Annotated in this window: 14 protein-coding genes; 11 read left to right on the top strand and 3 right to left on the bottom strand. The window is 59.6% G+C overall.

Annotated features, from left to right (window positions below; translation table 11 throughout):
* Positions 1-286, top strand: a 286-nt coding sequence (locus tag ACTJK7_RS18010) for a hypothetical protein (protein WP_440819231.1), incomplete at its 5' end; no start/stop codon positions are given.
* A 212-nt stretch (positions 287-498) separates the two neighbouring features.
* Here ACTJK7_RS18010 and ACTJK7_RS18005 read toward each other — a convergent pair.
* On the bottom strand, positions 499-1,719 hold the full coding sequence (locus ACTJK7_RS18005) for a CaiB/BaiF CoA transferase family protein (protein ID WP_108558956.1): 1,221 nt from the start codon (positions 1,717-1,719) through the stop codon (positions 499-501).
* Between the two features lie 13 nt (positions 1,720-1,732).
* Complete coding sequence (locus ACTJK7_RS18000; protein ID WP_064379316.1) at positions 1,733-2,914, bottom strand: acyl-CoA dehydrogenase; 1,182 nt, start codon at positions 2,912-2,914, stop codon at positions 1,733-1,735.
* A gap of 158 nt (positions 2,915-3,072) precedes the next feature.
* Here ACTJK7_RS18000 and ACTJK7_RS17995 point away from each other — a divergent pair, with 158 nt between their 5' ends.
* The 10 genes from ACTJK7_RS17995 (at position 3,073) to ACTJK7_RS17950 (ending at position 12,915) form a co-directional block, all read left to right on the top strand.
* On the top strand, positions 3,073-3,972 hold the full coding sequence (locus tag ACTJK7_RS17995; protein ID WP_108558954.1) for a LysR family transcriptional regulator: 900 nt from the start codon (positions 3,073-3,075) through the stop codon (positions 3,970-3,972).
* A 434-nt stretch (positions 3,973-4,406) separates the two neighbouring features.
* On the top strand, positions 4,407-5,528 hold the full coding sequence (locus tag ACTJK7_RS17990; RefSeq protein ID WP_108558952.1) for a Re/Si-specific NAD(P)(+) transhydrogenase subunit alpha: 1,122 nt from the start codon (positions 4,407-4,409) through the stop codon (positions 5,526-5,528).
* 15 nt (positions 5,529-5,543) lie between these two features.
* Positions 5,544-5,864, top strand: coding sequence for an NAD(P) transhydrogenase subunit alpha (locus ACTJK7_RS17985; RefSeq protein WP_003220416.1), 321 nt, complete (start codon positions 5,544-5,546; stop codon positions 5,862-5,864).
* On the top strand, positions 5,864-7,297 hold the full coding sequence (locus ACTJK7_RS17980) for an NAD(P)(+) transhydrogenase (Re/Si-specific) subunit beta (RefSeq protein ID WP_085613551.1): 1,434 nt from the start codon (positions 5,864-5,866) through the stop codon (positions 7,295-7,297). Before ACTJK7_RS17985 ends, ACTJK7_RS17980 begins: the two co-directional genes overlap by 1 nt.
* A gap of 214 nt (positions 7,298-7,511) precedes the next feature.
* Positions 7,512-9,005, top strand: coding sequence for an acetyl-CoA hydrolase/transferase family protein (locus tag ACTJK7_RS17975; protein ID WP_074689736.1), 1,494 nt, complete (start codon positions 7,512-7,514; stop codon positions 9,003-9,005).
* Positions 9,006-9,326: 321 nt separating this feature from the next.
* Positions 9,327-9,542, top strand: a complete 216-nt coding sequence (locus ACTJK7_RS17970; protein ID WP_011331828.1) for a DUF1127 domain-containing protein — start codon at positions 9,327-9,329, stop codon at positions 9,540-9,542.
* Between the two features lie 333 nt (positions 9,543-9,875).
* Positions 9,876-10,193, top strand: coding sequence for a DUF2388 domain-containing protein (locus ACTJK7_RS17965; RefSeq protein ID WP_064379326.1), 318 nt, complete (start codon positions 9,876-9,878; stop codon positions 10,191-10,193).
* A gap of 107 nt (positions 10,194-10,300) precedes the next feature.
* The gene (locus ACTJK7_RS17960; RefSeq protein ID WP_108558949.1) at positions 10,301-10,609 is read left to right on the top strand and encodes a DUF2388 domain-containing protein; all 309 of its coding nucleotides are present in this window, start codon (positions 10,301-10,303) and stop codon (positions 10,607-10,609) included.
* A gap of 27 nt (positions 10,610-10,636) precedes the next feature.
* A complete protein-coding gene (locus ACTJK7_RS17955) occupies positions 10,637-10,957 on the top strand; it encodes a DUF2388 domain-containing protein (protein WP_007953910.1) in 321 nt (106 codons plus the stop codon).
* A complete protein-coding gene (locus tag ACTJK7_RS17950) occupies positions 10,954-12,915 on the top strand; it encodes a DUF7844 domain-containing protein (RefSeq protein ID WP_108558948.1) in 1,962 nt (653 codons plus the stop codon). Before ACTJK7_RS17955 ends, ACTJK7_RS17950 begins: the two co-directional genes overlap by 4 nt.
* 68 nt (positions 12,916-12,983) lie before the next feature.
* On the opposite strand, the gene ACTJK7_RS17945 is transcribed toward ACTJK7_RS17950, so the two are convergent.
* Positions 12,984-13,427 carry an anti-virulence regulator CigR family protein gene (locus ACTJK7_RS17945; protein WP_064379331.1) on the bottom strand — a complete coding sequence of 148 codons (444 nt, stop codon included), beginning with the start codon at positions 13,425-13,427 and terminating at the stop codon, positions 12,984-12,986.
* Positions 13,428-13,507: the final 80 nt, after the last annotated feature.

The raw sequence follows: 13,507 nt of genomic DNA, 5'->3' as shown, positions 1-13,507 counted from the left end.
TTGGTTAAGATCTTTCGTCTCAACCGAGGCGCGCATTCTACAGCAGCCTCATTTGCTGTCAAGTGATTATTTTCAGAAGTTTTCGAAGATTTCTTCAACAACTTCAACCACTTGCGCTTCCGATCTCTCGTTAGCGGGAGGCGAATTCTACAGCGTTACACGCTGCTGTCAACACCTCTTTTTCTCCGCTTTCGACCGAGAAGATCGAGAAGATCGAGAAGATCGAACCGTTGAAAGCGCCAAACAGACCGGCATTTCCAACTCCTTCCAGGCTTCGACGAACTGAAGCGACCCGCCTCGAAACTTACTTAACTCATTGAATTTCAGGGAGTTTTCCGTTTCGACTGCGCCGGAAGTGGGGCGAATTATAGAGACTCAGAATCTGCCGTCAACCCTTAATTTCGCTTTTCTTTCAATAACTTGCAGACAGGTCAAAAAACATCCAACTCCCTCTATATAGAAGAAGGATTCAGTATCCCTTCTATATGGAGAGAACCATCAGAGCACTCCATCCTCTTTCATCGCAGCCACTGCTCCAGCCCCAAGACCCAGCACCCGCTGCAAAACCTCCAACGTATGCTCGCCCAACAAAGGAGGCGCATGGCGATACTCGACAGGCGTGCGTGACAACCGGATCGGGCTGGCCACCTGCGGCACCATCCCCGCCAGCGCGTGAGGCAGCTCAATCGCCAACCCGCGAGACTTCACCTGTGGATCCTCGAACACCTGTGACAGATCATTGATCGGTCCACACGGTACACCCGCCTGCTCAAGCTGAGCCACCCACTCGGCAGCAGTCTTGAAAACCGTCGCCTGACGAATCAGCGGAATCAGCACCGCACGGTTCGCCACCCGCAACTTATTAGTCGCGAAACGCGGATCGTCCGCCCACTGCGGCTGTCCGGCCACTTCGGCGAATTTGCGGAACTGCCCGTCATTGCCCACGGTAAGAATGAAGTCGCCATCGGCCGTAGGAAAATCCTGATACGGCACGATGTTCGGATGCGCATTACCCAGCCGCTTTGGCGCAGTGCCCGTCGTCAGGTAGTTCATCGCCTGGTTGGCCAGGCACGCCACCTGAACATCCAGCAGCGCCATATCGATGTGCTGACCGCCGCCATCGTGATCACGATGAGCCAGCGCCGCCAGGATCGCCACGGTCGAATACAGCCCCGTCAGGATATCCGTTAGCGCCACACCCACCTTCACCGGCCCCGCACCCTCATCACCTTCAGGCCGCCCGGTCAGACTCATCAGCCCGCCGAGCCCCTGGATCATGAAGTCATAACCCGCACGCTTGGCATATGGTCCGGTTTGACCAAAACCGGTGATCGAGCAATAAATCAGATCAGGATTGATCGCCTTCAACGACTCGTAATCCAGGCCATAGGCCGCCAGACCACCCACCTTGAAGTTCTCGATCAGGATGTCGGACTTGGCTGCCAACTCCCTTACCAGCTTCTGACCCTCGGGACGCGTGAAGTCGATCGTCACCGATTGTTTGTTGCGGTTGGCCGACAGGTAATAAGCCGCCTCGCTGGTGTTCTCGCCGTAAGCGTCCTTCAGGAAGGGCGGCCCCCAGGCGCGAGTGTCGTCACCATTGCCCGGGCGCTCGACCTTGATCACTTCCGCCCCGAGATCGGCCAGGATCTGACCAGCCCATGGGCCGGCCAGCACTCGCGATAAATCCAGTACCCGCAGATGCGACAGCGCGCCCATGGTCGCTCTCCTATTAATAGAACGCCTGCAGACCGGTCTGCGCACGACCGAGGATCAGCGCGTGAACGTCGTGAGTACCTTCATAGGTATTCACCACTTCCAGGTTGACCAGGTGACGGGCCACCCCGAACTCATCAGAGATCCCGTTGCCGCCCAACATGTCACGCGCCATTCGGGCGATCTCGAGAGACTTGCCGCAAGAGTTGCGCTTCATGATCGAAGTGATTTCAACCGCAGCAGTGCCCTCATCCTTCATGCGACCCAGACGCAGACAGCCTTGCAGCGCCAGAGTGATCTCGGTCTGCATGTCAGCCAGCTTCTTCTGGATCAACTGAGTGGCAGCCAACGGACGGCCGAACTGCTGACGATCCAGGGTGTACTGGCGAGCGGTGTGCCAGCAGAACTCGGCAGCACCCAGCGCCCCCCAGGAGATGCCATAACGTGCGGAGTTGAGGCAGGTGAACGGACCTTTCAGTCCACGCACATCCGGGAAGATGTTCTCTTCCGGCACGAACACATTGTCCATGACAATTTCGCCGGTGATCGAAGCCCGCAGGCCGACCTTGCCGTGAATCGCCGGAGCGCTCAGGCCTTTCCAGCCCTTCTCCAGAACGAAACCACGGATGTCGCCGGCATCGTCTTTGGCCCAGACCACGAACACATCGGCGATCGGGCTGTTGGTGATCCACATCTTGGCGCCGGTCAGGCTGTAGCCGCCTTCCACTTTGCGTGCACGCGTAATCATCGCGCCCGGGTCAGAACCGTGGTTCGGTTCGGTCAGACCGAAGCAGCCGATCCACTCCCCGGAAGCCAGTTTCGGCAGGTACTTCTGTTTCTGTGCTTCGGTACCGAATTCGTTGATCGGCACCATCACCAGCGAAGACTGCACGCTCATCATCGAACGGTAGCCAGAGTCGACACGCTCGACTTCACGGGCAATCAGGCCATAGCTGACGTAGTTGAGGCCGCTGCCACCGTACTGCTCGGGGATGGTCGCGCCCAACAGGCCGACCTCACCCATTTCACGGAAGATCGCCGGATCGGTCTTCTCATGGCGGAAGGCTTCAAGAACGCGCGGCGCGAGGCTCTGCTGGGCGAATTGCTCGGCAGTGTCGCGGATCATGCGTTCTTCTTCAGTCAGCTGTTGATCCAGCAGCAGGGGATCGATCCAGTTGAAGCTAGCTTTGCCGCCCATGAGTGAGTCCTCGCAAATCGGGTGAATTAACGTGGCATTGATCCTAGGCCCGCTTCGCCATCCCGGCAAACGAGGTTTTTGCATCCTGTTGTGCTAATTTCTCACTCCGAAACGTCGCGAAATGCCGATTAAGCAATGTATTAGTGAGGTTGACGTACATGCGCCGCAAGATACCCAGCACCACCTCCCTGATCAGCTTCGAAGCCGCCGCCCGACACGAGAGCTTTACCAAGGCCGCCGAAGAACTTTCCCTCACACAGGGCGCCATTTGTCGACAGATCGCCAGCCTCGAGGACTTCCTCAGCGTCGAACTGTTCCGACGCTCGCGTCGCGGAGTGAAGCTGACCGAAGCGGGGCTTTCCTACAGCCGCCGTGTAGCGACTCAGCTAGATGCCGTTGAGCGCGACACCCTGTCGGTGATGGGTCAGCAAGGCACCAATGTGATCGAGCTCGCCGTGGTGCCCACCTTCGGCACGCAATGGCTGCTGCCAAGACTGAAGGACTTCCAGCTCAAGCATCCGGAGGTGACAGTCAACCTGACCAACCGCACGCGCCCGTTCCTGTTTGCCGACACCGATTTCGACGCGGCGATCTACTTCGGCGACGCCGACTGGTCCGGTACCGAATCCCACAGGTTGATGGGCGAGAATCCGATGCCGGTGTGCAGTCCTGCCCTGCTCGGCAACAAGACGCATCTGACACCCGATGAGATCGCCGATCTGCCGCTGCTCCAGCAAACCACCCGCCCGTACGCCTGGCGACAGTGGTTCAACTCGCAACACCTGAACATTCCCCGCGACATGACAGGTCCGCGCTACGAGCTATTCTCCATGCTGGCCCAGGCCGCCATGCACGACATGGGCATCGCGCTGATCCCACCATTCCTCATTCAGCGCGAACTGGCCGAGAAACGCCTGGTGATTGCCAACCCGAACGCGCTCTCCAGCATCAAGGCGTATTACCTGATGATTCCGGAGCGAAAGGTCGAATCAGCGTCACTGAAGGCTTTTCGCGACTGGCTGGTGAACCAGGCACACAGCTACAACCCCGAAGAATAAAGGCTTCCAACGATTACTAACCTCGTAGTCAGGAAAATAAAAGCCCTACAGATATAACTATTTGTCGCAAATAGACAGACTGTATCCGAAAGTCGTACAGACGTCCCACAAGCGCCTGCCGACGTGGCTTTGCGCCCTCATTCGCGACTCATTGCGACCTATTCACGTCACCGATGAGAAAATTCTCCAAATTCATCCAGACTCCTTGAAAGGCACGGCCTGCAAGGGATTCAACTGGCCATCTGCGACATTCGGTCACGGGATGACTTGTAGTTAATTTTCCGTCACCCGTCATAATCCCTTGAAGGGCATAAACTTCGCCTGCAAAATGCCGCGCCCCGCCCTGATTTGGCGGGATCGTGCTGATCGGCCGCCCCAGTCGCACCATCCGTAGTGCATGGGTTTACTCAATAAGATCACGCAGGAGATTTGACGTGCACATTGGTGTTCCTCTCGAAACCCAGACCGGTGAAACACGGGTTGCTGCAACCCCGGAAACCATTAAAAAGCTGATCAGCCAAGGTCATAAGGTCACTGTGCAAACCGGCGCCGGCGTTAAAGCCAGCGTTGTCGACAGTGCCTATGAAGCGGCAGGCGCAACCATTGGCAGTGCCAATGACGCGTTTGGCGCCGAGCTGATTCTCAAAGTGGTCGCGCCAAGCGATGCCGAACTGCCGCTGATCAAGCGCGGAACGGTGCTGGTGGGCATGCTCAACCCGTTCAACAACGACACCATCGCGAAGATGGCCGAGTGCGGGATTACCGCGTTCGCCCTGGAAGCGGCGCCACGTACCTCCCGGGCCCAGAGCCTCGACGTGCTGTCGTCCCAGGCGAACATTGCCGGCTATAAGGCCGTGCTGCTGGCCGCTCACTACTATCCGCGCTTCATGCCGATGCTGATGACTGCTGCGGGCACCGTGAAAGCGGCGCGCGTGCTGATTCTGGGGGCCGGTGTGGCCGGGTTGCAGGCGATTGCCACGGCGAAACGTCTGGGCGCCGTCATCGAAGCGTCCGACGTACGTCCGGCCGTGAAGGAACAGATCGAGTCCCTCGGCGCCAAGTTCGTCGACGTGCCTTACGAAACCGATGAAGAACGCGAATGCGCGGTCGGCGTCGGCGGTTACGCACGCCCGATGCCGGCGAGCTGGATGCAGCGTCAGGTCCAGGCCGTGCACGAGCGCGCCAAGCAGGCTGACATCGTCATCACCACCGCACTGATTCCGGGCCGCAAGGCGCCGACGCTGTTGAGCGCGGACACCGTGGCGCAGATGAAACCCGGCTCGGTGGTCATCGACCTCGCGGCAGCCCAGGGTGGCAACTGCCCGCTGACCGTGGCCGATCAGGTCGTGATCGAGAACGGCGTGACCATCGTCGGCCCGACCAATCTGGCCGGTGAAGTCGCCGCAGACGCCTCGGCGCTGTACGCACGCAACCTGCTGGACTTCCTGAAGCTGGTCTTCACCAAAGAAGGCCAGTTCGAAGTGAACCTCGAAGACGACATCGTCGCCGCGTGCCTGATGTGCCGCGACGGCCAAGTCATCCGCAAAAACGCCTAAGCAGGGATTCAGACGATGGAAGAGCTTATCTCCCCCGGTATCTACAACCTGATCATCTTCGTGCTGGCGATTTATGTCGGTTACCACGTGGTCTGGAACGTTACACCCGCGCTGCATACGCCTTTGATGGCAGTGACCAACGCCATTTCGGCGATCGTGATCGTCGGCGCCATGCTCGCGGCCGCACTGACCGTCACCCCGCTGGGCAAGACCATGGGCACCCTCGCCGTGGCACTGGCCGCGGTCAACGTGTTCGGTGGCTTCCTGGTGACCCGCCGCATGCTTGAGATGTTCAAGAAGAAAGCCCCGAAAGCAAAAGAAGAGGCGCCTAAGTAATGAGCATGAACCTCGTCACGACGCTCTACCTGATCGCGTCGATCTGCTTCATCCAGGCCCTCAAGGGGCTGTCGCACCCGACCACGTCGCGCCGCGGCAACCTGTTCGGTATGCTCGGCATGGCGCTGGCAATCATCACCACGGTCGGCCTCATCTATAAGCTGGGCGCTGAGCTGGCGACCGCAGGCATCGGTTATGTAATTGTCGGCCTGCTGATCGGCGGCACCGCCGGTTCGATCATGGCCAAGCGCGTTGAAATGACCAAGATGCCGGAACTGGTTGCGTTCATGCACAGCATGATCGGCCTGGCAGCGGTGTTCATCGCCATTGCGGCCGTGGTCGAGCCGCAGTCGCTGGGCATCGTCAAGCAACTGGGCGACTCGATCCCGGCGGGTAACCGTCTGGAGCTGTTCCTCGGCGCAGCCATCGGTGCAATCACCTTCTCCGGTTCGGTGATCGCTTTCGGCAAGCTGTCGGGCAAGTACAAGTTCCGCCTGTTCCAGGGCGCACCGGTACAGTTCAGCGGTCAGCACAAGCTGAACGCAGTACTGGGTCTGGCGACGCTGATCCTCGGCGTCACCTTCATGCTGACCGGCAACCTCGCCGCGTTCGCACTGATGCTGGCCTTGGCATTCGTCATGGGCGTGCTGATCATCATCCCGATCGGCGGCGCCGACATGCCGGTGGTGGTGTCGATGCTCAACAGCTATTCCGGCTGGGCAGCGGCGGGGATCGGCTTCTCGCTGAACAACTCGATGCTGATCATTGCCGGCTCCCTGGTGGGCTCCAGCGGTGCGATCCTCTCGTACATCATGTGCAAGGCGATGAACCGTTCCTTCTTTAATGTACTGCTCGGCGGTTTCGGCAATACAGCAGATGCCGGCCCTGCCGGTGAGAAGGAAGCCCGTCCGGTGAAATCCGGTTCGGCTGACGACGCGACTTTCCTGCTGACCAACGCCGACACTGTGATCATTGTTCCGGGTTACGGCTTGGCGGTGGCTCGCGCACAGCACGCCTTGAAAGAGCTGACCGAGAAGCTGACCCACCATGGCGTGACCGTGAAGTATGCGATCCACCCGGTGGCCGGTCGGATGCCTGGCCACATGAACGTACTGCTGGCCGAGGCCGAAGTGCCATACGACCAGGTGTTCGAGATGGAAGACATCAACTCCGAGTTCGGTCAGGCCGACGTGGTGCTGGTGCTGGGCGCCAACGACGTGGTCAACCCGGCCGCCAAGAACGATCCGAAATCGCCGATTGCCGGCATGCCGATCCTCGAAGCGTTCAAGGCCAAGACCATCATCGTCAACAAGCGCTCGATGGCCAGCGGCTATGCCGGTCTGGACAACGAACTGTTCTACCTGGACAAGACCATGATGGTGTTCGGCGACGCGAAAAAAGTCATCGAAGACATGGTCAAAGCGGTCGAGTAAGCCTCGCCGGCAATACCAGACGCCCCGACTTGTCGGGGCGTTTTTATTTGCGCAAACCGTCGGACAATTTGCCGCGTTGTTGCAGATCCAGTAACGGTGTTTTACTTGAAACCCGCTAAATAGACGCCTCGTTTGCGACCTTGGTAGCGGGACAGGCGCTCGCGAAATTCACTAGACTGCGCATCCTGCTACTCGCTGCCCGAGAAAATAATCCATGTACCGTGACCGTATTCGCCTGCCTTCGTTGTTGGATAAAGTGATGAGCGCCGCCGACGCCGCTGCGCTGATTGAGGACGGCATGACCGTCGGCATGAGCGGCTTCACCCGCGCTGGCGAAGCCAAGGCCGTGCCCCATGCGCTGGCCGAGCGAGCCAAGGTCACGCCGCTGAAGATCAGCCTGATGACCGGCGCCAGCCTGGGCAACGACCTCGACAAGCAACTGACCGAGGCCGGCGTCCTGTCGCGGCGCATGCCGTTCCAGGTCGACAGCACCTTGCGCAAGGCGATCAACGCCGGCGAAGTGATGTTCATCGACCAGCACCTCTCGGAAACCGTCGAACAACTGCGCAACCAGCAGCTGAAGCTGCCGGACATCGCCGTGATCGAAGCCGTGGCCATCACCGAACAGGGCCATATCGTGCCGACCACTTCGGTGGGCAACTCGGCGAGCTTCGCGATCTTCGCCAAACACGTGATCGTCGAGATCAACCTGGCGCACAACGCCAACCTCGAAGGTCTGCATGACATCTACATTCCGACCTATCGCCCGACCCGCACGCCCATTCCGCTGGTAAAGGTCGACGACCGCATCGGCAGCACTGCGATCCCGATCCCGCCGGAGAAAATCGTCGCCATCGTCATCACCCAACAGTCGGACTCGCCGTCCACCGTGTCATCGCCGGATGTCGATACCAAAGCCATCGCCGATCACCTGATCACCTTCCTCAAGCAGGAAGTCGATGCCGGGCGCATGACCAACAAGCTCGGCCCGTTGCAGGCCGGCATCGGCAACATCGCCAACGCGGTGATGTGCGGGCTGATCGATTCGCCGTTCGAAGACCTGACCATGTATTCCGAAGTGCTGCAGGACTCGACCTTTGACCTGATTGATGCGGGCAAGCTGAGCTTCGCCTCGGGCAGCTCGATCACCCTGTCGGAGCGGCGCAACAGCGACGTGTTCGGCAACCTGGAGAAGTACAAGGACAAACTGGTACTGCGCCCGCAAGAGATCTCCAACCACCCGGAAGTGGTGCGGCGCCTGGGTATCATCGGCATCAACACCGCCCTTGAGTTCGACATCTATGGCAACGTCAACTCCACCCATGTCTGCGGCACGCGGATGATGAACGGCATCGGCGGCTCGGGCGACTTCGCGCGCAACGCACACCTGGCGGTGTTCGTGACCAAGTCGATCGCCAAGGGTGGCGCGATTTCCAGCGTGGTGCCGATGGTCAGCCACGTCGACCATACCGAACATGACGTCGACATCCTGGTGACCGAGGTGGGCCTGGCCGACCTTCGCGGCCTGGCGCCACGGGAACGCGCCCGGGTCATCATCGATAATTGCGTGCACCCGGATTACCGCCCGGCGCTGAACGATTACTTCGAAAAAGCCTGTGCGATCGGCGGTCACACCCCGCACATCCTGCGTGACGCCCTGAGCTGGCACATCAATCTGGAAGAAACCGGACGCATGCTGGCGGTGTAATCCGCACAGATTTTCCGCTGGCGCAAACACAGTTTCGTCAGCGGAATTTTGAAAACCGCCATAGCCGTCAAAAACTGTACTGCTGTACCGGTCTTTTCCTACGGCTTTTGCCTACTCTAATCATCGAACTGGGTAAAAATGCACCAAATAAGCGCAGACAGGTACAGTTTGCGCAATTTTGACCCGTACACCCCCTATAAACAGTTAACTGGTCACTCACAATACAGGTGAACTGTATCTAGAGAGTCTGGCCAAACGAGAGGATCATGGGCACCAGTTAAACCACTACCTAATCCCGCCACAAGCGGAAGGATGTCAACCATGGAACGTACACTCAGTTCCGAACTGTTCTTCGAAGACAAAGCTGTAAAAACCCAGGCTTCCCTGCCTCTGCGCGTTATCGCCAACCTGATGTTGTGGCAGCGCCGCATCTCCAGCCGCCATCAACTGGCTCGTCTGGATTCGCGTCTGCTGGCCGATGCCGGTATCAGCGAAGCACAACGCTACGAAGAGCTGAGCAAGCCGTTCTGGCGCTAATCAGCGTCGCTGGCTCTGGTCGCTAGACCCACCGCCAGCAACCCGAATTGAACACACAAGACCCGTCGCGGGAAACCGCGACGGGTCTTGTTGTTTCAGGGCAGAAAAATCTGAATATCCAGCCTGAAACACCAGACAGGTACAGTTTTCTAAAAACAGATTAATAACAAGTACAGTTACGCAAAATGTGTTCAGGCCAGCATCCTGACCACTGTGCGAATCCCGAACGGAAGCCTAAGATCCATGCAGAACGTGGCGAATGCTGTGCGACTGGCGTCTGACCTTCAGACACCGAGCCACCTCTCAATACGGTTTATCCACAGGAGTTCTCCCATGTCCCGTCTTCGCCTGTTCAGCGCTGCCGCCCTGCTGGCCGTCGCTGCCAACGCCAGCGCCACCAGCTTCATCGTGACCACCGACGCCGTGGTTGGCGCACTGAAGTCCTCTTCCGATGCCACCTCCGACGTCACCTCGTCCTTTCGTGACGACAAGATCGTGCTCGCTGCCCGTGACGACGCTGCCAGCTTCGTGGCCAGCGAAGGCGAGATCCGTGGCGTGAAACTGGAGAGCGCACTCGATCACATCCGTCATCAGGCTCCGCAGCTGAACGCGACCGACGCACAGTTGGCCCAAGCCATCCTGACGATCTAAGCGACAGAAACATCGCGGGGCACGCCGGTCGTGTCCCGATGTTTCGGCGCTGGCTCTAGTCCGGGCATTGCGCTAGCCTTGGGACTCGCCAACAGTTGCCGAGTCCCATGCGTTTTCTTACAAATCTGCTTATCCCCTCTGTACTGATCACCGCCTGCTGGGCTCCTCTGGCAGACGCCTTCGACGTGTCCACACAGAACACTGTGGTCAGTGTCTGGGCCACCGGCATGGTGTCTTCCGCGCCGTTCGACCGTAAACTGATCGTCGCCGCGCACGACGATGCCGCAGCGTTCGTTGCCAGTGACGGCCAGATGCGCGGCGCACAGCTCGAATCCGCCCTGCATTACCTGCGCAAGAGTCGGCCAAAACTTCATGTCAGCGACCTTGAACTGGCACAGGCAATTCTCGTCCAATAGTCATCCCTGTCCTTTCGGAGTCGTTCCATGCGTAGCCCGCTGATTGCTGCCGCCCTTGGCCTGCTGTTGTTGGCCGATATGGCCCAGGCACACACCCTGGTAGCCACCAGTAACATCATCGTCCGCGCCTCCCAGCGCACCATCGATTTCACCTCCGACACCACTACGTCGATTCGCGATTCGAAAATCATCCGCGAAGCCCACGACGACGCTGCCAGTTTCGTGGCCAGCGACGGTGATATCCGTGGTGCAAACCTGGAGGCGGCCTTCAATACCTTGCGCACCCGCGTGCCGGAAGCCCGCGACGCCAGTGATCAGGTACTCGCCGAAGCCATCCTCGCACTGTGAGGTCACTCGGCGCCTGGCTGCTGGCCGGGGCGTTGTTGCTGCTTGGCAACAGCGCCCACGCCGGCCTGCAATTGCGGCTCAAGACCGATGGCCTGAGCCCCGCCCAACAACAGGCCAGCCAGGCGCTGCTAGATGAGGCCATGCAGGCATTGCCGCCGAGCTTCATTGAACGCCTGGACCGGCGCATCGATGTCGGCTGGACCGACGACATGCCCGGCAACGCCTATGGTCAGGCGACGCTCGTCTCCGAGCTGGACCTGAACCGCAAACTGCTCGCCAGCCTCACCGATGGCAGCGCGGCCACTCAAAAAACCAATCGCCCCCACGGCACCGTTCGCCGGGAACTGCTGGCCACGGTGCTGCACGAAATCACCCACATTTACGATCGCGCGCGCTTGTGGCCGGCGGCCGAACGCACGCTGATCCAGCGCTGTACCCGCCGCAACAACAGCGCCGGGCTGATCGGCATTCCCGATGAGTGCCGCGGCCAGAACGGTCGCCGCTTCACCCTCAGCGATGATCCACGCCTGCTCGATCTCGCCGGCTGGCAGCAATACGTTGGCCGTCGTGGCGAACGTGAACAGCACAACCGGCAGATCGCTCGCAGCCCCGACCTTTACGAAATCTCCAGCCCGAAGGAGTTTGTCGCGGTCAACATGGAGTATTTCCTCCTCGACCCGAGCTACGCCTGCCGCCGCCCGGCGCTGTATCGCTATTACCAGCAGCACTTCGGCTGGGCACCGCCGGCAAAGGATGAATGCGCCAAAACTTTCGCCTTCCTCAATGCCGGCAACGACTTTGCCAAACAGCCCCTGGGCCAGGTCGATCCGGAACGCGTGTACGCGGTGGATTACCTTTTGGCCGAAGCCAACCAGAACTGGGTCAGCCGTTGGGGCCACAGCATGCTGCGTCTGGTGATCTGCGCACCGGGCCGACCGCGCGGGCCGGACTGCCGACTGGATCTGGACCAGCATCTGGTGCTGTCATACCGCGCCTTCGTCGGTGACGTACAGCTGTCGAGCTGGGACGGGCTGGTCGGCAAGTACCCGTCGCGTCTATTTGTGTTGCCGCTGGCGCAGGTGATCGACGAATACACCAAGACCGAACTGCGCAGCCTGGCGTCGGTGCCGCTGAATCTCTCGCGCAGCGAAATCGAGGGCGTAGTCGAACACGCCGCCGAAATGCACTGGAGCTACGACGGCAATTACTTCTTCCTCTCCAACAACTGTGCGGTGGAAGGCCTGAAACTGTTGCGCAGCGGCAGCAACAACGCCCGGCTCACCGGCCTCGACAGCATCATGCCCAACGGTTTGCTGGAAGTGCTGAAGGGCCGAGGCCTGGCTGACACCAGCGTGCTCGATGATCCGAAAGAGGCGTTGCGCCTGGGTTATCGCTTCGACTCGTTCCGTGATCGTTATCAGGCGATGTTCGACGTTTTGAAGAAGCAATTGCCGATCAAGCAGACAACCGTTGAAGAATGGCTTTCGCTGTCTGCCGAGGAGCGTCGTCCATGGTTCGAACGGGCTGACCTGCGCACCAGCGCTGCGCTGTTATTGCTGGAGCAAGCCAGTTTCCGCCGCCAACTGTTGCTGGCTCAGGATGAGGTCAAGCAACGCTACCTCGGCGCCCGGGAGCTGGAGAACGGTGGCATGGACAAGGCCAACGCGACCTTGCAGCAGATCCTCGCCAACAGCGGCTTCCTCAGCCGACCGGCAGAACTGCTCGACTCCCGAGGTTATGGCCTGCCGCAACCGAGCGAGTTCAGCCGCCTGGAAGCCGAAAGCAGCCAGCGCCAGAAACAATTGCTGGCACTGACCGGCGATCTCGATAAGGAAGTACGCGCGTTGCTGGAGCCCAAACGAGCGGCCGAGATTGCGGCCAGCGAGGCTAACGTGAAGCAGATCGGCGAGCATCTGCGCAAATTGCACAAGGCCTCGGGCGGACTCGAGTTGCCCTGAAAAACAACGGCCCCGAAAACAAAAGACCGCAGCCTGTGAAGGCTGCGGTCTTTTTCATTGCCTGACGATCAGTAAAGAACGCCATCCAGCACTTCGTAAACGATCCCGGTGCCCACCGCGATCAGCACGATGTCACCGCCGGCACGACGCCATTCATAACCCGGGTAATACGGCAGGCGACTCAACGCCCGGTTATCCAGCCGCTCGCCGTAATAGCCATGGGGCAGCGGTCGGCCACGTACCAGATGGATGCCTGGAGGTGGCGGCGCACCGCGAACGAAATAGCCATGATTGTCACGGATCACCTGACGCACCGGGCCGAAGTCGCGAGGTGGCGGGCCGCCGCGATGGTTGCTTTGCCAATCATGGTGATCGCCACCTCGATTGTCGTAGTGGCCCTGCTGCGGGCCGCCGTGGTCGTGATCGTCGCGCGGATCGGCGCTGGCCAGTAGCGGCGTCGCGCTGATCATCAGCACGCCCAGACTGGCAATCAGACGTTTCGGCATTTTCATCGGGTCTTTCCTCACTGCACTGACAGCAAAAAGGGGTTCAGAACGTGGCTCTGAACCCCTCGGTCTTGCTCAATTAGTCT

The organism is Pseudomonas sp. 22085 (assembly GCF_052045815.1).
Lineage (GTDB): Bacteria > Pseudomonadota > Gammaproteobacteria > Pseudomonadales > Pseudomonadaceae > Aquipseudomonas > Aquipseudomonas glycinae.
The sequence above is the reverse complement of the archived record's forward strand: the minus strand, read 5'-3'. Positions and strand labels throughout refer to the sequence as shown.